The organism is Methanobacterium formicicum DSM 3637, assembly GCF_000302455.1.
In the GTDB taxonomy this organism is placed as follows: Archaea; Methanobacteriota; Methanobacteria; order Methanobacteriales; family Methanobacteriaceae; genus Methanobacterium; species Methanobacterium formicicum_A.
In genome coordinates this window covers 115407-136027 of sequence record NZ_AMPO01000006.1, presented here as the reverse complement: position 1 = coordinate 136027, position 20621 = coordinate 115407, and the positions used below count along the sequence as shown (strand labels likewise).

At 36.9% G+C, this 20621-nt stretch carries 17 protein-coding genes; 10 read left to right on the top strand and 7 right to left on the bottom strand.

Annotated elements, in window-relative coordinates; genetic code table 11:
- The first annotated feature begins 274 nt into the window (after positions 1-274).
- Positions 275-2284: an FUSC family protein gene (locus A994_RS08015; RefSeq protein WP_100222277.1), complete on the top strand. Its 2010-nt coding sequence runs from the start codon at positions 275-277 to the stop codon at positions 2282-2284.
- 275 nt (positions 2285-2559) lie between these two features.
- Here the strand turns inward: A994_RS08015 and hemL are convergent, their stop codons facing one another.
- Both hemL and A994_RS08005 read right to left on the bottom strand, forming a co-directional pair.
- Complete coding sequence (hemL, locus tag A994_RS08010; protein ID WP_004030955.1) at positions 2560-3822, bottom strand: glutamate-1-semialdehyde 2,1-aminomutase; 1263 nt, start codon at positions 3820-3822, stop codon at positions 2560-2562.
- A 130-nt stretch (positions 3823-3952) separates the two neighbouring features.
- Positions 3953-4582 carry a cobalt-precorrin-8 methylmutase gene (locus tag A994_RS08005; RefSeq protein WP_004030954.1) on the bottom strand — a complete coding sequence of 210 codons (630 nt, stop codon included), beginning with the start codon at positions 4580-4582 and terminating at the stop codon, positions 3953-3955.
- Positions 4583-4920: 338 nt separating this feature from the next.
- Between A994_RS08005 and A994_RS08000 the strand changes: the two genes are divergently transcribed.
- Positions 4921-5190 carry a DUF5654 family protein gene (locus tag A994_RS08000; protein WP_004030953.1) on the top strand — a complete coding sequence of 90 codons (270 nt, stop codon included), beginning with the start codon at positions 4921-4923 and terminating at the stop codon, positions 5188-5190.
- 222 nt (positions 5191-5412) lie between these two features.
- Here the strand turns inward: A994_RS08000 and A994_RS07995 are convergent, their stop codons facing one another.
- The gene (locus tag A994_RS07995) at positions 5413-5820 is read right to left on the bottom strand and encodes an RDD family protein (RefSeq protein ID WP_004030952.1); all 408 of its coding nucleotides are present in this window, start codon (positions 5818-5820) and stop codon (positions 5413-5415) included.
- 136 nt (positions 5821-5956) lie between these two features.
- Positions 5957-6967, bottom strand: a complete 1011-nt coding sequence (gene hypE, locus A994_RS07990) for a hydrogenase expression/formation protein HypE (protein WP_004030951.1) — start codon at positions 6965-6967, stop codon at positions 5957-5959.
- A 467-nt stretch (positions 6968-7434) separates the two neighbouring features.
- Between hypE and A994_RS07985 the strand changes: the two genes are divergently transcribed.
- The gene (locus A994_RS07985; RefSeq protein WP_004030950.1) at positions 7435-9576 is read left to right on the top strand and encodes a phospholipase D-like domain-containing protein; all 2142 of its coding nucleotides are present in this window, start codon (positions 7435-7437) and stop codon (positions 9574-9576) included.
- A 404-nt stretch (positions 9577-9980) separates the two neighbouring features.
- Here the strand turns inward: A994_RS07985 and A994_RS07980 are convergent, their stop codons facing one another.
- The gene (locus A994_RS07980; protein WP_004030949.1) at positions 9981-11108 is read right to left on the bottom strand and encodes a sensor histidine kinase; all 1128 of its coding nucleotides are present in this window, start codon (positions 11106-11108) and stop codon (positions 9981-9983) included.
- Positions 11098-12258 (bottom strand): alcohol dehydrogenase-like regulatory protein ErcA, encoded by a 1161-nt coding sequence (gene ercA / locus A994_RS07975; protein ID WP_004030948.1) that lies wholly within the window; start codon positions 12256-12258, stop codon positions 11098-11100. The genes A994_RS07980 and ercA overlap by 11 nt, the downstream gene beginning before the upstream one ends.
- Before the next feature lie 655 nt (positions 12259-12913).
- Between ercA and A994_RS07970 the strand changes: the two genes are divergently transcribed.
- From A994_RS07970 to A994_RS07940, 7 genes are all read left to right on the top strand, one after another.
- Positions 12914-13297, top strand: a complete 384-nt coding sequence (locus tag A994_RS07970) for a 30S ribosomal protein S8e (protein WP_004030947.1) — start codon at positions 12914-12916, stop codon at positions 13295-13297.
- Between the two features lie 215 nt (positions 13298-13512).
- On the top strand, positions 13513-14160 hold the full coding sequence (locus A994_RS07965; protein ID WP_004030946.1) for a DNA polymerase domain-containing protein: 648 nt from the start codon (positions 13513-13515) through the stop codon (positions 14158-14160).
- A 171-nt stretch (positions 14161-14331) separates the two neighbouring features.
- Positions 14332-15012 (top strand): TIGR02253 family HAD-type hydrolase, encoded by a 681-nt coding sequence (locus A994_RS07960; RefSeq protein WP_004030945.1) that lies wholly within the window; start codon positions 14332-14334, stop codon positions 15010-15012.
- 266 nt (positions 15013-15278) lie between these two features.
- Positions 15279-16826, top strand: a complete 1548-nt coding sequence (locus A994_RS07955) for an ATP-binding protein (protein ID WP_004030944.1) — start codon at positions 15279-15281, stop codon at positions 16824-16826.
- A 234-nt stretch (positions 16827-17060) separates the two neighbouring features.
- Positions 17061-18047: a sortase domain-containing protein gene (locus A994_RS07950; protein ID WP_004030943.1), complete on the top strand. Its 987-nt coding sequence runs from the start codon at positions 17061-17063 to the stop codon at positions 18045-18047.
- A gap of 223 nt (positions 18048-18270) precedes the next feature.
- Positions 18271-19074, top strand: coding sequence for a PIG-L family deacetylase (locus A994_RS07945; RefSeq protein WP_004030942.1), 804 nt, complete (start codon positions 18271-18273; stop codon positions 19072-19074).
- A gap of 252 nt (positions 19075-19326) precedes the next feature.
- Positions 19327-19521 carry a hypothetical protein gene (locus A994_RS07940; RefSeq protein ID WP_004030941.1) on the top strand — a complete coding sequence of 65 codons (195 nt, stop codon included), beginning with the start codon at positions 19327-19329 and terminating at the stop codon, positions 19519-19521.
- A gap of 163 nt (positions 19522-19684) precedes the next feature.
- On the opposite strand, the gene A994_RS07935 is transcribed toward A994_RS07940, so the two are convergent.
- On the bottom strand, positions 19685-20590 hold the full coding sequence (locus A994_RS07935; RefSeq protein WP_004030940.1) for a PfkB family carbohydrate kinase: 906 nt from the start codon (positions 20588-20590) through the stop codon (positions 19685-19687).
- Positions 20591-20621: the final 31 nt, after the last annotated feature.

Below are 20621 nucleotides of genomic sequence, written 5' to 3'. Positions count from 1 at the left end.
AAAAATATCTTGTTTTTATATGAGGTGATGATCATAATATTAAACATAATTATGAAAGGATATGTGTTACTGAGTGACATTGTTTCCCAAAAAAACCACCCAACTATCTAATTTCAAGAAAAACTTATGAATACAATTAATATAAGCTTATGAGCAAGGGACAACCTGAGAAATGTTCCAAACAATCTGAAAATCTCCCAGCAAACTGTTATCATCATTTAAATCTTTAAAAAGCATATTAGGAGGATGTATCCTAAACATGCCAACTTAACATATGTCTAAACTAAAAGGATGTGATGGTTTGGAAAGAAAAGGATTTATTAGCAGATTTAAAAGACTTTCAGCTCCCACCGGAAAACCTTTATGGGGCCATGCATTTAGAGCAGTAGGCTTAGCTATTTTAAGTGTTATTATAGCTTATTTTATTGGTTTAAGGCAAGGTATAGAAATTATTTTTATGGTAGTTTTATTTGCATCTGTTCTAATGGATCAAGCAATTCCATTCCAAAAGTCTGTTACTTTTTCAGTTATTGGATTTATTTTAATGTCTTTGGCATTTGTAAGTGCTTCAGTAGCACATATGTTTGGATTACCATTTTTCATAGTTTTGACTATAATATGGTCTTTTTTCCCATTTACACTCTATATATTTGGAAAGGCTGAGGGATTATTTGGGTATCTGATTTTTATTTCATATTATACCGCAACGGTACTTATAAAAAGTAGTACAAATATTTTTGATTTGATTATTTATGTTTTATTTGCTTATCTTGTAGCTTCCATACTTCTGGTGTGGAAATTTATGCAAAGAGATAATTATAAAAGGAAAATGGTTGCATCAGGGTTTGATCCTAACACATCTATAAACAAAATAGGTTCAGTAAGACGCATTCTAGCAGGAGTTCCTATTAATGAATCATATCATCACCTATTTGATTATGGATTGTATTTGACCGGACTCAGAAATTATGGGAGAACAGTTCAGTCAAGACTTACAGGTAAAGTAGCAGTTTTATTTGAGAACTTTCTTAATGAATCTAATTCTGTTAGTAGCGCTATAGCAGATCATATAGTAAATAAAAAAGGAGAAGTTAATCTTAAAAATTTTAAATCAAATTTAAATGAATTAAATTTGTATATGGATGAAAAAGGTGCTGAATCTGTTAAATTTTTAACAGATAATTTTATAAAGCTTTTTGAAGATTCAAATCGGATACTTTCAGGACCAATAAATCAAAATGAAGAGGAAACTGTTAAAATCACCCCTCTAAATAAGATGTCATTTAAACAGGTGATAAAATCTAGATTTAATCTGGATTCATTATACATACGTCATGCATTAAGATTTACAATTGCAATGGTGATAACCCTATCTTTTGTGTTCATCGACCATTCAAGAGATCCAGCTTGGATTGCTATGGGTGTTCTTATAGTACTCAAACCTGATGTTACCAGCACGTGGGATAACATGATTACGAGGGTTTCATTCAATCTCTTCGCAGTCATATTAGCTATAATTTTAGCATTTATTTTCCCACATTATATGCTACTGATATTTGCATTAGTGGCACTTTTTTTCTTCAGAGCATTTTTACCCAATTATATTGGTCTTTCGATCCTGGCAGTAAGTGTTTTTACAGTTTTTGTTTGGCCACAGGGTGAAGTGATTAATAATGCTGCTGCTAGGATAATAGACATCCTTATTGGTTCAATTGTGTCAATTATACTCGTTTACGGTGTACTGCCCAAAAGATTGATGATAAATTTGCCGGACCAGGTTTCTAATGTTTTGAAAGTAAATCAAGATTATTCCGAGCTTGTATTATCTGGAAACTATGATATTAAAACTGCAACTTCAAAACTTGAAACAGCATTATTAGAATACAATAACCTTGAATCATCATTAAAAAAGGTTCAAGATACATTTAAAGATGTTTCCAAGGATCTTGAAATTTATAAAGAAATATCCGGTGCATGTTACAATCTTACAGAGGATATTTCCGCAATTGTGGGTTATGAACATGATTCTAAACTGGATTTCTCTCCACTTATAGATTTAAGTTCTAAAATTCTGGATGTATTAGTAGTTGCAATTGAGAAAGATGAGATACCAGAAGAACTACCAGATATGCATATTTACAGTAAACTTTCTGATACTCTTCAAGAACAAAAAGAAATTAAACAATATTTTGAATGGATAGTCTCAGATATTTATCTCATACATTACTGTATCAAAAAAGCAGTAGAAACAGGAGCACTAACAAGATACAAAAATATAAATTAAATAAACAGGGGTCTGATTTGAGCGTGAAATTTTATTGGTAATCTGAGTTTAATTTCACGCACAAATAATTATTAGAACGTATTTAACAAAAGTACAATCGAATATTTCCATATGTTAAGTTCCCTATGTTAAGCTCCCTATGTTAATGGGTCTTAAAAATTGAAATGCCAATCACTAATAAAATATTTTATTGATAGGTAAAAAAAATGAACATCCCTTTGAATCCCGACTCAAAAGAACATACAAGGAATTTTGTTAAACAAAGTAATGGTTTATTACTTTTCGGCAGCTTTGATTCCTTTTTCCATTGCTTCCAGGGTTATCTGTATATCCTCAGGTGAATGGGCCTGTGATAGGAAACAGCACTCAAACTGGGATGGTGGAATGAAAACTCCGTTGGCAAGTAAGGTCTGGAAGTAGGTGTTGAATTTCTCGGTATCGGCAGTTTTAGCCTGGGCATAGTCCCATACCTCACTTTGAGTGAAGTAGATCTGGAACATTGATGATAGACCTGCCACCTGATAATTTAAGGATGCATCTTCCAGGATGTTTTCCAGTCCCCTGCGCATCTTCAGTCCGCTGGTTTCGGATTCCTGGTAGAATTTTTCATCCAGGTGTTTCATGGTTTCCAGGCCGGCAGTGATTGATATGGGGTTTCCGTTAAATGTTCCTGCCTGGTATACATCTCCTTGAGGTGCTATGCGTTCCATGAATTCCTTCTTACCGGCAAATGCACCCATTGGGAATCCTCCTCCCAAAATTTTCCCCATGGTCACCAGATCAGGGGTCACATCGAAGTATTCCTGGGCCCCGCCTTTGGCAATTCTAAAACCAGTGATAACCTCATCAAAGATGAGTATAATGCCGTTTTCAGCAGTTATTTCCCGTAAAAATTCCAGAAATTCTCTTTTAGGAGGTATGCAGCCAACGTTACCCATAACTGGTTCCAGGATAATAGCTGCCAGATCATCCTTCTCCTTTTTCACCAGGCTGGTAATGGCTTCTGCATCATTGAATGGTGCCAGTAATGTGTTTTTGGTTGTTTCTTCTGGGACTCCAGGGGAGTCAGGTAAACCAGCTGCTCCGGATCCTGATTTTACCAGGACATAGTCATGGGCACCATGGTAGGCTCCTTCAAATTTCAATATCTTATTTTTACCAGTAACTGCTCTGGCCAGGCGAATGGCACTCATGGTGGCCTCGGTACCGGAGTTAACAAAACGGACCATATCTGCACAGGGCACCCGTTTTACAACTTCCTTAGCCAGTTTGATCTCGTTCTCAGTGGGAACACCATAGGCAGAGCCATTTGATAATTGTTTGGAAACTGTTTCCATCACTGGAGGGTAGGCATGGCCCAGAACCAGCGGCCCATAGGCCAGGCAGTAGTCCAGGTAACTGTTCCCGTCCACATCAAATAATCGTGGGCCCTCTGCTTTAAGGGCAAAGAAGGGGTATGGTTTAATGGCCCTTACTGGGGAGTCAACTCCTCCGGGAAGATAATTTTTAGCATCTTTGAATAGGTCTTCAGATTTCATGTCAGCTTCTCCTGATTTGTTTATAGATCTCCTAAATGATTATCCTAAATAATTATAATTCTCAGGAAGGGTTATAAATCCCCAGATGATTATAATTCTCCTGAATAGTTTTAATGGTTGTTTACTTGCATTACCTTATAATATTGATTAAAGAATTCACCGCAGCCACTGCAACTGGAGTACCCCCTTTAGGGCCTTCTGTAACCAGATTAGGGATTGAAGTTTCATGGAGTGCTTTTTTAGACTCTGCTGCACCCACAAATCCAACCGGTACTCCCACCACTGCTTTGACATTCATTGATCCGGTTTCAACAAGTTCCATTACTTTCCACAGTGCGGTGGGTGCGTTTCCAATAACCACCACCCCCTCAAAACCATCACAAGCTGCTAACTCCATGGCGGCAGCTGCACGGGTGATTTCTTGATCCTTTGCAAGTTTTATGGCTCTTTCATCGTTGATATAGCAGTTAATGTTCCCCGAATACTTGTTTATTCCTGCTTTTACCATGCTGATATCGGTCAGGATGTCCTTTCCTTTGGAGATTGCTTCGAGACCTTTTTCAACAAAATCACCACTCATCTTAGTTATATCCGCATATTCAGGATCCGCGGTGGAGTGCACGATCCGCTCCACAATGGATCTCTCCTCCGGTGTCAAATTTTTGGTCTTTTCATCAATAAGGGACCTTACAATCTCCCTACTTTTAGCAGCAATCTCATAACCCTGTTTTGTAGATGCACCCATGAAAGTTGTTTTCATTTTATCTTTCCGTACTTCTTATTCCTTATTTTTTCCAGTTTAATTGATACAAAAGGGTAAACCGAAAAGATCCTATTAATCCTTTACATTATGTTTTCCGGTTCTATTATTTTAATAGATCTACGTTTGTCTATTGATAGATTTTACTGGGATGGATTTTTTACTGGGCAAATTATTTTTTAATTAACCACAAAAATTTATACCATTAACTTGTGGTAAAACCTTCCCCATGAAAAATTAGTCCACATAATATCCTTAAATTATCTTCCAGATTTAAAATTTATATAAATTATCATACAAAAATAATAAGTAAGTATTTCTTGTGAGGAGGGGAACATATGAAAAAGCAGGCAAACGAAGTTAAGGGACAGGTACTTCAAACCATTGCAACATTAATCACCACTGCGTTTGGATTGATTGCTGCACTGGCATGGAATGAAGCAATAAAAGCGATCATATTACAGTTTCTTCCAAAAGGAAGCGATTTATGGGGGTTATTAATATATGCAGTGGTGATCACCATCATAGCTGTGGTAGCAACCATAATAATCGGCAGGGCCATAGCTCAACCAGAAGAGGTCCAACTGGTTAAAATCGTGGATGAATAACATTAAAAACAAGGAAAAAATACCAATAAAACAATGGAAAATGGAGATCTAATCGTTATATCCTATTTTCCAATTTTTTGTTTTCCAGATCAGTCTATATTATTTCAGATTAAATGAATTTTTTTAAAATGAATTTTTTAGATTCAATGTATTTCCAAAAAAGATAGAGTTTAAAATAATATCCAATTAAAGTATTCCCAGTTAAAATAATTCTTTTCTAAGTTATTCCACTTTAATTACAGTGGTTTTGGCAAGTATGTCCAGATATCTTTGCCGTGTTCCTTCTTTACTCACAACCACTCCAATTAAAAGATCAATTACCAGTGGGACCCACAGGAATTTGGAGATGTTTCGCAGGAATGCCTTTTTGCAGTTCATATTTCCATCAGCAGCCTGGACTTTAAGTTTCAGTAAGCCCTTGCCCAGGGTTGAAGACCATTTGCCCTCCATTACTGTGAAGTATAGAACTATCAACACACCCAACAGTACAAGCCAATAATTTAAAACTGAATATAGATTATTCCATGCCAGTACTGGATAAACTATGGCAGTTAAAACCCACATTAAAAGAGTGATGAAAATCACGTCAACAATTAACGCCACCAGCCGCCTACCCCAAAATTCCTGCATCATAATCACCTGTTATTTTCCATGGATGTGAATGAGTATTTAGTTATTGCTATAAGATTATTAGGTTATTGGTATAATAACCTTACTCCGTCAGAACATCTCCTTAGTGGAATTACCCGGTACTATCAACATAGGGTTAACATACTCTGGGAACTGGATCTGCTATGGGTGCTTCCAGTATCCTTTTACCACCCAGTGATGTTTCCAGGATCACGTGTTTATCAGTGGTTACCTCACCAATTATCTGTGCTTCTCCACCGTACTTGTTTTTACGAATAGCTTCCAGTATCTCATCGGCTTTTTCAGGAGCTACTCCCATAACAACTTTACCTTCATTGGCAACTTCATACGGGTCAATTCCCAGCATCTCTGATGCGGCGTGAACTTCCCTTTTAACTGGTATCTTCTCATCATCCAGGAACATTCCCACACCGGACTTGGAGGCCAGTTCATTAAGGGCGTTGGCTATTCCACCACGGGTTGGGTCTTTCATGGCATGCACTCCACCAATATCGAGTGCTGCTTCTACCATACCCCAAACCGGAGCCACATCGGATTTCAGGTCTGTTTCAAAGCCAAAACCTTCACGGTAGCTCATTAAGGATATTCCATGGTCCCCCACACTTCCAGTGAGGATGATTTTATCCCCTACCTCAAGTCCTGAATCACGGGTTATGGCACCTTTAGGAGCAATACCAATCCCGGTGGTGGAAATAATCATTTTATCTAACTTGTCATTCTCCATTACCTTGGTATCCCCTGTTACAATAGCCACACCTGTTTCCTGACATACTTCATCCATGGATTTGATTATGCGTTCCAGTTCGTCCACATCAAAACCTTCACTGATGACCATGGCATTGGCTATGGCCAGGGGGCGGGCACCCATTACTGAGACATCGTTTACAGTGCCTGCCATTGAAATTCTACCAATATCTCCCCCCGGGAAGAATAATGGGTCAATGGTATGGCTGTCTGTGCTGATTACAATTTCATTTTCACCCAGAGGGATGGTGGCTCCATCATCCAGGTCTGCCAGGCCCACTCCACCATTTACTGTCTTGTTCTTTATGTTATCCAGTATTATATCTGAGATGAGGCCCTGCATTATTTCTCCGCCAGCCCCATGTGACATTCCGATTTTCATTGATTCACCAGTTTTATTTGGTTTAAACTAAATATTCAATATTTTAAAGCCTTTTTTGGCTTTTACACCATTCTATAAGCCAGTAGCGAGAATAGAATTTGAAATATATTCTTGATGGTACTTGGGATGTTAGTCTATTTAAATATTCCTTATATCTAAATTATTGAATAGAATCCATGAATAAGCCCGAAATAGAAAAAAAGACTGAAATAGAAGGATATTAAGAGGTTGAGCATATTACCATTTAATAACCTGAATAAACATAATAATAAAAAGGTAGTTTTATGTAGTTTATACAAAACTGCATAAAAAAGATTAAAACTGCATAAAAAAGATGTTGAATTTTGGAATTTAAATTAAACTACTTTATTGTTAACTATTTAAAAATAGGTTAACAGAATAATTAAGATGAAAATATATGGTAATTTTTTGGTTTTAAAGATATTCAAACCTTGGAAGTGACCCAAATGGAAAGTAATCTGTTTAAAGGGCGTTTAGTAGGAGTTGATGGGAAACCACTGTCACATCACAATCTGATTATAGAGCGGATTGATTCCAATCCTTTGGTGATGAATCAAAAAATTGCAGAAACCGTAACCAATTCTGATGGTAACTTCCACGTTTCATCACTGAAATTAGCAGAAAAACAAAAAAATCAAAACTCCCCTGTGAAAATAAAGTTGGAAGTTGGATTTAAAGATGAAAAATTGTATGAAACTATTTTAACCGTTAATTTAAAAGGTAAAACAATAGATTTGGGACTTGTGAAGGTTAAGGGTCCCAACAGAGGAGTTAAGGGAAAGGTTTTAGATGAAAATGGTGACCCGCTGGAGGGTTTGGTGGTTTCAGTGGAAGGTGCTGGAAAGACCGAGTACTCCCTAAAGCGTAGTCCTGCTGTGGAAATTATTGATAAGATTTCCCCAGTAGCAATTAAAAATTATCATGTTTTAAATGAGTCTAAAACTGATGAAAATGGTTTTTATGAGGTTTTATATCCCCCAAGTAGTTATCAAAATATTTTAGATGATAAACCTACTATTCAGGTGGTGATCAAAGATGTTCTGGGGGCATCTGAACTTTTCAAAACAGAACAATACATCGCGGTATCTGAAACCATGAAGAATATTGGAGACATAATAATCCCCAGAAATTGGGCAACTGGATGGTACGTAACCCTGGGAAATTCTGAAAAGTCAAGATTTACAGAGAATAACCAGGTAGAGGTTCTGGTTGATAATCAGAGCGAACTTGAAAGTTTGGTCCAGTCCATTAACAGTGCACATTCATATGTTTATCTCACACAGTTCGAATTTGAGCCAGATTTCACCGCCACCTTCACCTCTGAAACTGATGGTACCTTCCATACCCAGGATATTCTAACCCAAACCCTTTTAAATGCCAGTTCAAGGGGAATCCAGGTGAAAATAATCTTAAATGAAAACCTGGCGGTGCCGGATAGTTACAAAGAGATAAAAGATTTCTTCAAAGAGAGTTCTGTTGAAATCCGTCAGTTCAAATCTCATGGTCTGCATGTGATGCATGCTAAAACTCTGATTGTTGATGATAAAGAAGCTTATATTATTGGATCTCCCTTTAAAAAAGATTACTGGGACTCATCGAGGCATTTAATTAACGACCCCCGACGTGAGCCTAGTGGTGTGAGACCGGTTCATGATGTGTCGATTAAATTAAAAGGAGGGGCAGTTTATCATGTGCAAGAATTTTTCACCCAGATGTGGAATTACATTTCCAGGGAAGATTACAATGGACATGGAAGAATGGATCAACATCTGAAAACACGGGGTTCAGGAAAAACGCCGGTTCAGGTGGCCAGATCAGTAACCCCAGAAACATTAACTGACAAAGGGGAACTGGGAATATTTGAAGGCTATCGAAAAGCCCTGGCCAATGCTAAGGATTATATATACCTTGAAAACCAGTTTTTTACCAATAAAACTATTGTTAAAGCTTTGAAAAATACATTAAAGAATAATGATGACATTCAAGTGATAGTATTGATGAATGAAAACCCGGATAACCCCGGATACAAAAAATGGCAGAACCAGTGCATTGAAAAAATGGGAATAAAAACCTATGAAGATATTCTGGAACATCCTCAGATCGGTTTTTTTACACTGTGGTCTACAAGATGGGAAAAACAAAGGTTCCAAATACAACCGGTTTATGTACACGCCAAAGTGGGTGTTGTGGATGATTTATGGGCCACTGTGGGCACTGCCAACCTTGATGGTTCATCCCTCACTTATGTTAATGAACTTGAAGGTTTTTTTGACACCAAATTCCATAGAAATATGGAAATCAACGTTATACTGCCAGGATTGGATAGCGATTCAAGTAATTATATTGGAAAACTGCGAAATTCCCTATGGATTGAACACTTGGGAATTAAGGGAAGTTCCTCCCTTGAAAAGCCCAGAGAAGGTTGGCTGAAAATTTGGCAGGAAGTTGCCGAACAAAATTTAAAATCATTAAATCTACCAAAACCATTTATCACTGGACATGTACTGCCATACAGTCCTGAAAACTCAGTTGAGGACCAGCTTAAGGATTTAAAAATAGAAATTCGTGACTGGGATGTTTTGGATTAGATATTCAAAGAACTAAAAAATGTATTTCTCTAGATATACTGTTATAAAGTGGGATAAACATAATAACTAGTGAAATTAGTTGAATTAAGTAGTAATAAGTTGGAGATACCAAGATTGAATTAGAAAATAAAAGACAATCACATTTGGAAAAAAAATATTTATAGATAAGTTTAGATTTTCCATGGATTATTTCCAATTAGAGAGTTTCTTAGATATTTTCAGATAAAAAGGGGAGGATTGATTAATATGGGGGAATTAAAGGGCAAAATTAAGGAAAAAGAAGGAGAATTAAAGGGTAAGCTTAAAAAAGTAAAGGAAGAATTATCCAATGATTAAAAATAATATCAATCCAAAAAAAAATGTAATGTAAGAGTTCTCACATGAAATAATTTGTATAAATCCTTTTAAATTCTTTCTTTATATTCCAATTCTTTAAATTTGATGTTGAACTTGGTCCCCTTATCCCGGGACAATTCAACGGTGCCTTCCAGTTGATTCACCAGACTGTTTACCAGTTGCAATCCCAGTGTATCAGTCTCATCAAAGTTGATGTTTTCAGGCATTCCCACACCATTATCACTGATTATCAGATCATAAAAACCATCACTCTCCGAATGGAGTTCTATTTTAAACTCACCTTTCTCCTGATGGGGAAAAGCATATTTCAGGGTGTTAGTCACCAGTTCACTTACAATAAGACCACAGGGAATGGCTGTTTCCAATCCCATCATCACTTCCTCCAGTAAAATGATGGTTTTAACCCGGTTTGAATCCACACCGTAGGAATAGAAAAGATCAGAAACCAGGCTACGTATGTAGTCTGCAAAGTTAATTTCCGAGAAATTACGTGATTTATAGAGTTTTTCATGGATCATGGCCATGGATTTAACTCTGTTCTGGCTTTCTTTCAGGACGTCTACTGCCTCTTCATCGTTAACGTACTGTTTTTGGAGGTTGAGTAAACTGGAAATGATCTGCATGTTATTTTTAACCCGGTGATGTATCTCCCTTATCAAGACTTCTTTTTCATTAAGGGAAGATTTGAGTGCGTTTTCAAACTCTTTTCGTTCGGTAATGTCCCGGGCCACCATTACAATGTAGAAAACATCACTGAACTTCACCAGACTAATGCTCATTTCTACATTGATCTGGGAGTTATCACTTCTTTTTAAAACTGTTTCAATGGTTTTACGGTTTTTGAGATGCTTCCCATCGAACAAACTGAAAATAATTGTTCTCATTTCATCCAGTTTATCCGGATCAATTATATCTTCCACTTTCATTTCAAGCATTTTTTCAGTAGAATATCCCAGTTGCTGGCTGGCAAATTTATTCACATCAGCAAAATGCCCAGATGGAACTTCTGAAAGGAAAATTGATTCATTGGTTTCATCCAACAGTGCCCTGAATCTTTCCAGTTCAGAGAGTCTCTGCTGCAGTTGAGGATAGTAACTTTTCCGGATGGATTGCTCCCCTAATCCTATTATTTTCTCACGGACAGAATCCCAATTATCCTCTAGATCAGAGTGCATTTTTAAATATCTCCTCTACATCTTTCTGGGTTGGTCTCCGGGGATTAGTTATAATACACGCATCATTCATTGCTTTACCCGCAAGTTCAGGAATATCACTGGTAGCAACCCCAACATCTTTAAGAGAGTAATTTATCCCCGCTTCAAGCTTTAAATCCCTTATCCCATTTATTAGAGTTGTTTTAATTTCTGTATCATTCATTCCGTCAATTTCCAGTCCCAATGCTCTGGCAATTTCTTTGTATTTTTCACTTTCTGCTTCAAAGTTAAATTTAACCACCTGATCCAGGAGCAGTGCATTGCATTCCCCATGAGGTAAATCCAGGAAACCTCCCAGACTATGTGCCATTGCATGTACCAATCCTAAACTTGAATTGGAAAAGGCTAATCCAGCATTTAAAGAGCTTAACATCATTTTAGCTCTCAGTTCAATGTTATCCAGATCATTGCTGACTGGAATCAGGTTCGAGGCAACCAGTTTGATGGCTTCCAGTGCATGCAGATCAGTAATGGGAGAACTGGCATTGGATACAAATGCCTCCACTGCATGACTTAAAACATCAAAACCAGTGACAATAGTTAAAGATTTGTCCATGGTGAGTGTTGTTTCCGGATCGATTAATGCCACGTCCGGTACCACTGCTTTACTGACTATGGCCATTTTCAGTTTTCGTCTTGAATCAGTTATAATTGCAAATTGCGAAACATCAGCTGCACTTCCTGCGGTTGTGGGGATGCAGATCAGTGGTGGTGATGGAATTGGAACTTTATCCACACCTTCAAATTCATATATCTCTTTTTTATTCGAACTAACAATTCCTATGGCCTTGGCACAGTCCATTGCACTGCCACCACCCACTGCCACAATGAAGTTACAATTTTCAGTCAAGTAAAAATTAGCTCCTTCCATAACCTGGAGTGCGGTGGGGTTTGATTTAATATCAGAATAAATCACGTAATTAATTTGTTCCTCTTCCAGTACATTAAAAACAGGACGAAGCAATCCTGAAGCCAGTATATGAGGATCAGTGACAATCAATATTTTTCGGGCCCCGAAATTCTTGGCATATCTTCCCACCAGTAATCGTGCACCCGAACCAAAGATAAATTCAGGAGCTACAAATTTCCGTAATTCCAATACATTGCCCATGGTATTCCCGCCCAAAATCAAGAATTCATTCACAAACTAAATTCATTTCATTCCAAACTAAATTCCCAATAAATTCTGTTCAATTGTCTTACACTTTGAACCAGAGAGTTTATAATAATAGTTTTATAGATTCCCACCAAATTTATAGATTCCTATAAATTAATATTCTGCAAATAATTATAAATTCCACTAGTCACGGATTTCTTCTTATATTCTTTAAATCATATCCTGAGGATATTTTGGAGGATAGGATTGTGGAAAATAAGTTGATCAGGTGTGGGAGAATAAGTTAGTCTGGTGTGGGAGAATAAGTTAGTCTGGTGTGGGAGAATAAGTTAGTCTGGTGTGGGAGAATAAGTTAGTCTGGTGTGGGAGAATAAGTTAGTCTGGGGGAATTAATTCTAATTATTCATAAATGTTATTACCAATTACTAGATATTTAATGAATATTATTTAACGAATAATTATTAACAATGATAAATTATGGGATTAGTAGGGAAAGGTTAATATATCATCTTTGGCAAAATCATTACATCTGGAGATGAAGACTTTGTTTGAGACTTTTTTACGCTCCAATAGGAATACATTTTAATATGATATTTCCGTAACTTATTTATAAAACAGATAGAAGTTAAGCTAATAGAGGTGAATTTAAATGGCAATTTGGCAAGGAACATCCGTGAGAAAAGCCACTGGCGCACGGGCTAAAACTAATCGTAACAAAAGAAAAATGGAATTTGGTAGGGAACCTGCAGAAACCAAAATCGGAGAAAAGAAAATCAAAACCATCAGAACTAAAGGTGGTAACGAGAAAATACGACTCACCAACGAGGAGAAGATCAACGTGGTTGATCCTAAAACCAAGAAGGTGCAGTTAGCCGATATTACCAGTGTGGTGGAAAACCATGCCAACACTCACTTTGTAAGAAGGAATATCATCACCAAAGGTGCTGTTGTTGAAACCAGCGCAGGTAAGGTTAAAGTAACCTCCCGCCCAGGACAAGATGGTATTATCAACGGTATCCTCGTTGAAGAATAGGTTTAATCCTATTTTTAATACCTTTTTTTAAATTAAAATTATCTAAAATTACGTATCCTAAAATTAATTATCCAATAATATTTATCTAGATCTATATCTCTAGATATGCAAAATACTCATAAATCATTACTTATACTCATTAAAATTATTAATAAATCCTCTAAAAAAGCTTTTTAATTAAGAGGGAACTTGAATTTTTATACTGGGTGTGACCATTGCACGAATCTATAAAAAAAAATGTGGACCAGTTTCTACTTTCAGTTAACCATGAATTACCTCATGGAATGGAACTAGAATTCGAAGGATTCTACGAAAGGGGTTTTTTTGTCACCAAAAAAAGGTATGCCCTGATACAGGATGACAAAATTGTGGTTAAGGGTTTGGAGTTAGTTAGACGGGATTGGGCACCTGTTGCTAAAAAAACCCAGGAAAAGGTGATGATGGCCATTTTAAAGGATGCATCTCCTGACAAAGCTGCTAAAATTATTAAAGAAATAGTTGAAGAGATTAAAAATGGTAAAACACCCCTTGAAGATCTGGTAATCCACACTCAACTTACCAAAAACCCAGATAAATACAAACAAATGGCACCACATGTTCTTGCTGCTAAAAAAGCCATTGCAAGAGGCCGGAAAGTAGGGCGTGGATCCATTATACGATACATAGTGGTTAAAGGAAAGGGCCCCATAAGTCAGCGCGCAGAACCATTAGAAGATGTGGATGTGGCCAATTATGACCCCAACTATTACATTGAAAATCAAGTCCTACCCGCAGTTTCCAGAATAATTGACTCATTGGGTTATTCCCATGAAGAAATTGTTCACCAGGAAAAACAGACCAGTTTAGATGCCTTTTTTAATTAATCACCTTTTTTTAATTAATTAAAAATTTATTAACTCAGAATTTTATTAATATTAAATTTATTAATTTTATTTACATTCCAAGATCATGGATCATTGTTATATGTGTTTATGGACTTATCATGAATTAATTGAATTTAAAAAAAATGATATGTATAAAAAAAGGGTGGGTAAATGATCAAGGCTGTTTTTTTTGATATAGATGATACACTATATGATACATCTGGTTTTGCCAAAAGAGCCCGCAAAGCTGCTTTGCAAGCCATGATAGATGCAGGTTTACCTCTGTCACAACAGGAAGCCTATCTTCTTTTGAGGAAGATCATCAAAGAGAAGGGATCTAACTATGATAAACACTTCAACATTTTAACCAAACGAGTTATGGGAGAAGAAAAACCTCTGCTCATTGCTCTGGGTATGATCACCTACCATAACGTTAAATTCGCTCTTTTGAGACTTTTCCCTGACACCATGTCCACCTTAATATACCTTAAAAAAAGTAACTATCAGTTGGGAGTTATTTCCAATGGTTTAACCATTAAACAATGGGAGAAACTCATTCGACTGGGTCTTTATCACTTTTTCGATGAAGTGGTAACCTCCCAGGAGGCAGGATCTGAAAAACCAGACCATGAAATATTCCAGCTTGCTCTGGATCGTATGGGATGCCAGGCAGAAGAATCAGTTATGGTTGGAAATAAATTCAGTGAAGATATATTAGGAGCAACCCAGGCAGGTATGTCTGCAATACTGGTCAACTCTAAACTAACTGAAGCTGAAAAAGAACTTATTGAAAAAGAAGGTTTAAAGGTCACAGTGGTCCCTGACATCAACCATGTGAAAAATATCCTTTAATTTGGGAATTAAAATATGCTCTAACTGGGAATTAAATTTAATTGTACTAATAATAACGGGTTGTACCTCGGTTGTACCGAATAATAACCTGAAAATAAATATGTTGATACTGATAATAATCCCATAAAATATGTATACACGCATAAAAAGAGGGATATGTGCATAAAAAGAGGGATATGTGCATAAAAACCACATACACACATGATAATAATCTAAGAATTTAATAATAATCTTAAAACCCGAATAAAGCTTTTCGGTGGTTTACAATGAATTACTATCACGATGAAAAAATGCAAAAAATTTTCCAAGCATTGAAACAACCCAAAAATCTGGATGATCTGCAACTTTCAGATAGTTTAGTTAAGGGATTAATACTCAAAATCATTAGCAGCTATGGGACAGTGAAAACCAGTACAATCAATGAATTAACCGGTATTCACTGGGACATTCTGGAAGAATCATTAAGTCAGATGGAAAAAAGTGGTTTTTGCGCCCCGGTTAGTGGAGGGTTCCTTTTTTCCAGTGTTGAATATACCATAACTCGGAAGGGACGTGAAAAAGTTCGTGGTATTGCCGAAGAAAATCCCTATATTGGTATTGCTCCTGTTCCCTATGAAGAGTACTTCCAGATCATGAAGATCCAGATGCATCATCGTTATCCCCTTGAAATACCTCCAGAAGTAGTGCAGGAAACCTTCCATCAAGTTGTAGGTGTGGATTATGCTAAAGAGGCCCTGATTGAATCTTCCATAATCGGTAAGGGAATTTTTGTTTATGGTCCTCCTGGAACTGGTAAAACATTCATCATCAGTACCATGCCCAATCTTTTACCCCCACTGGTAATTCCCAAATACATTGAGTTCGGTGGGAAAATCATACAACTTTACGACCCTGATTTTCATAAAATGTGCGAAGAACAACCCAATGATCCCCGTTGGGTGAAGATTTACGCCCCATTTGTTCTAACCGGCGCGGAACTTAACTTAAACAAGCTGGAAACTAATTATGATCCTAACAAGGGGGTTTATGAAACATCTCCACTGATTAAGGCCAATGGGGGTATCCTGTTAATTGATGATCTGGGAAGACAGCGTGATGATCATGAACTCATCCTCAACCGTCTAATTGTACCCATGGAAAACAAGAAAGACGTGGTTTACGTGCGCGGTATTCCAGTTATCCTGCACACCCATTTCATTCCTGCATTCTCCACCAACCTGGATATCAGTATAATGGATGAAGCTCACCTTCGACGTGCCCCCCTCCATATTTTCCTTCAAAATCCAAAAATTGAAGAGGTTACCGAGGTTTTCCGCAGAAACCTGGAGGATCTCAAGGAAAGTTTCCAGCCTGAAGTCCTGACCAGATTCATGAAAGTGTACCAGTCCAAAAAAGAGGGTGGTGAAGGCTTACAACCCAGTTTCGCCCATGCCCGTGATGTAGCCCAGATCTGTCAGTCCGTGCGCATTAACAAGAAAAAGGATATTATAGATACTGAAGTCCTGGAAGCAGCTCTGGATAAGCACGTTTTAGTGGTTCTACAGAGGATGAACATTGATATAGCACAGATTTCTCATAAAACACGTTCCTTCCGGTTGAAGACTGATGATCTGGAAAGAACTTATGATGAATTATCCAACTACGGTGCCAGTTTAGTGTGCTATGAGAATAACTCCATAATCACTGATGTAGATGAAAGTACCAGTCCAGTAGAATTAGCAAATTACTTGTGTGGTAAAAATATCAAAGTTGAAAGTATTGATTTAATCGCTGAATCAGAGAAAGAACTGAGGAGAACTCTTTTAAACTGGTGATCACCCCTGGTGATAACCACAACTTATTTAAATGTGGACCTCCTACACAAGATAAAACATATAAAAAGGGAACTTAAATAAGGAATTTTTCAAATTACCATACCATTTCAAAACATTTCCAATCATTTAATAAACATTCAGATTATTAAAAACTTAACTATTCAAATTATTAGAACTGCATAACTATTCAAATTATTAAATAATAATAAAAAAACGTTTTAGGGAGAATTTTATTTGAAGAAATATATTATTATTGGAATTGCTATTCTGGTCATTGTCGCACTGGTTATTACCGTGACAGCAGGAGGCACTTCCACTACCGAAACCAAACATTACCAGAATGGGGAAATTTCTTTTAATTACCCTGCCAGTTGGCAGCAAGTTCAAACACAAGGAGCTCAAATAGCTGCTTTTAAAGACCCGGAAACTGGTATGAATATAACTGTCAGCCGCCAGGTTATACCCGCTGGATACAATGCATCAAAGGATTTTGTTCCAGATGTAGTTAAAGAGTCTGAAAGTAACCTTAAACTCACATCCAGTAATAAAATCGATCTAAATGGAACTTCAGGGTATGATAACACTTACACTGTCCAGAAAAATGGTTCTACCACCCAACAGAGAGAATTATGGGTAAACACCAATGGAGCTCTTTACAGTGTCATACTCAGTTATCCTGATGAAGGATTCAAAGTGGAATCTTTACTGAACGGTTTCAAAGGATCTGCAAGTAGTACTGCATTTAATACCATTAAAAACAGTTTGAAGATCAATTCCACCAAACTGACTGATACATATGCCTTTGGAACTGTGACCATACCTAGACTGGGAGTAACCTGGAATATACGCACCGACACTTTAAACGTGATGGGTGCAGTTTATCATTACTCTGCACCAGGTGATACTCTATCAAAAAGCTTCTATCCGGGCCAATTAGGTTCAATGGGATTACTCGGACACCACACCAGGTATTCGGCGCCATTCAATCATATTGAAAACATGCAGGTGGGAGATAAAGTCTACATCAACGACTATTTGACCCAGAAAAAATACACCTACCAGGTGGTTTCCAACAATGACATAAGGTACGATTACACCACCAACGTCATCACATTCCCTGCAGGTAAAAAAGAATTGGTACTGGGAACCTGCTGGCCACCAGGTTATACATCAGCAGAAAGGTACGTTCACTGTAATTTAACTGCAGTAGACCCATTGTAACCTGTTAAAAAAAGAGATCTGAATAGAATCTTTTTTTAATCCTTTTTTTATTTTTCAAAAAATCAGGCACAATTTTTAATGGACAATCAACCACTCCTTAAAACAAGATAGATTTGATGAAATGAAATATAATAACCTATTTATATTTCATTAGTCCTAAATACATTATAGAATCCCAATTAGTTTATAAATTTAAGATACAAATCAGATCAAGGTTATGAATATGAAAAAGACATTCATTATTTTAATTCTGGCAATACCCTTAATTTTATTTATTGCTTTATTTCCCATATTTTCAGTAGAAAATAACAGTTCAAATGGTGGGAATGTTACCGGAAACCAAACAGTAACAACCAACGCATCTTCACCAGAGAAAGTGGCATTTATAATACCACACCCAGATGATGAGACCATTGGTGCCGGAGGAACCGTCCAGAGAATTATGGAGAATGGATCTACAGTTCACTTCGAGCTCATGACCTCTGGTGATGCCATAACATCCAAACTACTTAGTGTAACTAACTACTACAATGTAGCAATCCCTGCAAATGCTACTGCAGAGGATAAAAAGAAATTAATAAGAGAAGATTCTTTCAAGCAGGTCATGGCCATTTGGGGCTGTACTAATTATAATATACAGAGCTATGAGGATGGTGGATTGAATGCGAATGCAGTATTTACCACCATGGAAAATTTGTATCTTAAAGAGGGATACACAGTCTTTTACACCACCACTGGAGATGGAAATGGTGACCACTTGGCCTGTCAGCAGGGAATGGCAATGATGAAAGATAAATATCCTAACCTGAAGTACAGACAGTTCCCCATCTATTATTACCATGCTACCAGGGCAGCTACCAGTGCATTAACCAAAAACTACACCGATGTAAACGTTAATAAGTACGCGGCCAAGAAGAAAAGCGCCTTCCAGGTTTATTACAACATACACACCATCCTTAACACATTCTATCCATACAGTGATGGTTTATACAGTATCGGCCCGGAAAGGATTTATTACATAAATTAGATTACATCTGAGTAATTTAAGTTAAATTAAGCAATTTAAGAAATTATCTATTGATTTAACTTTAATTCACTCAATTTAAATTAAATATTGAAAAGTTTCACCAAAAATTGTTAATAGATTATAAAAGATAAAGAAATTATAGAAGGATAGGACTAAATAAAAAATTAAAAAAATAACATAGTTTAGAATAACATAATTTCAGCAAATAATACTTACCAGCTTATACATAAAATCAGATGGAGATTGGATAATATGGCAGATGCAATTATATTCGGATCATTACTTTACTCCCACATACTTCCACCTATAATGGCATTTATAGGGATAATCCTGCTTTGCTCCGGAGTCATGGACAACAAAAGAAATTACACCCTTGCAGGGATTGCAATATTCTTTGGTGCAGGTTTACTACCCTTCCTTATATTGCCCCTGGTTATAGGATCATAAACTTTTTAAAATACTTTTTTTCCTTTAAAATACTTTTTTTCCATAAAAAACCTAAAAAAATCAAATTTTCATTTTAAAAATTCACATCCCCCTGTGAAAGCTAGATTAAAATAACCTTAAATCACTGATTAAAAAAAACCTCCCATTAATCACTGATTAAACTCTAGATCAAATATTTAAATTCAAAACGCTTGTTCTCAATTGATTTTCTATTACCCTGAAATGCTCCTTTATTTTCTAATTTCAGAGAAGATACCAGTGAAGCAAAAATTCCGCACTCCTGAGGATCAGGTACCTCCTGCCTCCTGAATGCATAGGCTGCCAGGTAACTATCACCAAGACCAGTTGGATCCACCCTTTCCCTGGAGGGAAAAGCAGGGATCTGGTAGGTGTCATCATGCCCACTGGAATAGACAATAGAGCCCCTATCTCCTCGGGTGATAATCACTTCATCAGGGCCAAGAAGAGAAAGGTTCCTGGAAATTTCATCCAGAGAAAGGGAGGAATCTCCAATTATAACACCAGCTTCAACTTCATCCAGGAACAGGAAATCAACACATGATAAAAACTTTTTATAATCTTTTAGCGGTTTTAAAACTACTTTCTGATCTTCCAGGTGACGGAGATACCCTTGAACTCCCAGATATACTGGTACTTCCTGGTCTGAAATGTATTTAAGGGTTTTAAATGGTACGTCATGTGGGGAAAGGGGTGAAACCATTACCGCGTCAAATGTATCCCAATCAACTGAAGAAAGGTGAGAAATTTCAATAGGGTTGGATGGTATACAAGCTCTTTGCAAACGGTGGTTAGGATCCTCATCAGGATAGAAATTCTCAAATTGAGTGGTTTCCTCACCCCATATGGGATTTAGATTTATATCTGGAGAAAAAGAATCCAATAAATTAATATCATCTTTTCCCACAGTTACCAGGGCAGTTACATCGGATTTGAGTGCTGATAAAACTCCAGCCTGGTAGTAAACTGGCCCTCCAATACCTTTACATTTGGACCCACTTTTTAAAATGGTGTCACGGGTTACAGGACCTATAATCAAAAATTTAGCCATAAAATATCTTGGGCAGAGGAATTAATAAGCT

What these genes read in the sequence shown, in the direction of transcription:
- hypE (WP_004030951.1), bottom strand. Translation starts at nt 6,967, where the DNA reads ATGAAAATCGGAATGTCACATGGGGCTGGCGGAGAAATAATGCAGGGC.
- hemL (WP_004030955.1), bottom strand. Translation starts at nt 3,822, where the DNA reads ATGAAATCTGAAGACCTATTCAAAGATGCTAAAAATTATCTTCCCGGA.
- A994_RS07945 (WP_004030942.1), top strand. Translation starts at nt 18,271, where the DNA reads ATGAAAAAGACATTCATTATTTTAATTCTGGCAATACCCTTAATTTTA.
- A994_RS07970 (WP_004030947.1), top strand. Translation starts at nt 12,914, where the DNA reads ATGGCAATTTGGCAAGGAACATCCGTGAGAAAAGCCACTGGCGCACGG.
- A994_RS08005 (WP_004030954.1), bottom strand. Translation starts at nt 4,582, where the DNA reads ATGAAAACAACTTTCATGGGTGCATCTACAAAACAGGGTTATGAGATT.
- A994_RS07995 (WP_004030952.1), bottom strand. Translation starts at nt 5,820, where the DNA reads ATGCAGGAATTTTGGGGTAGGCGGCTGGTGGCGTTAATTGTTGACGTG.
- ercA (WP_004030948.1), bottom strand. Translation starts at nt 12,258, where the DNA reads ATGGGCAATGTATTGGAATTACGGAAATTTGTAGCTCCTGAATTTATC.
- A994_RS07980 (WP_004030949.1), bottom strand. Translation starts at nt 11,108, where the DNA reads ATGCACTCTGATCTAGAGGATAATTGGGATTCTGTCCGTGAGAAAATA.
- A994_RS07935 (WP_004030940.1), bottom strand. Translation starts at nt 20,590, where the DNA reads ATGGCTAAATTTTTGATTATAGGTCCTGTAACCCGTGACACCATTTTA.
- A994_RS07985 (WP_004030950.1), top strand. Translation starts at nt 7,435, where the DNA reads ATGGAAAGTAATCTGTTTAAAGGGCGTTTAGTAGGAGTTGATGGGAAA.
- A994_RS08000 (WP_004030953.1), top strand. Translation starts at nt 4,921, where the DNA reads ATGAAAAAGCAGGCAAACGAAGTTAAGGGACAGGTACTTCAAACCATT.
- A994_RS07960 (WP_004030945.1), top strand. Translation starts at nt 14,332, where the DNA reads ATGATCAAGGCTGTTTTTTTTGATATAGATGATACACTATATGATACA.
- A994_RS07940 (WP_004030941.1), top strand. Translation starts at nt 19,327, where the DNA reads ATGGCAGATGCAATTATATTCGGATCATTACTTTACTCCCACATACTT.
- A994_RS08015 (WP_100222277.1), top strand. Translation starts at nt 275, where the DNA reads ATGTCTAAACTAAAAGGATGTGATGGTTTGGAAAGAAAAGGATTTATT.
- A994_RS07955 (WP_004030944.1), top strand. Translation starts at nt 15,279, where the DNA reads ATGAATTACTATCACGATGAAAAAATGCAAAAAATTTTCCAAGCATTG.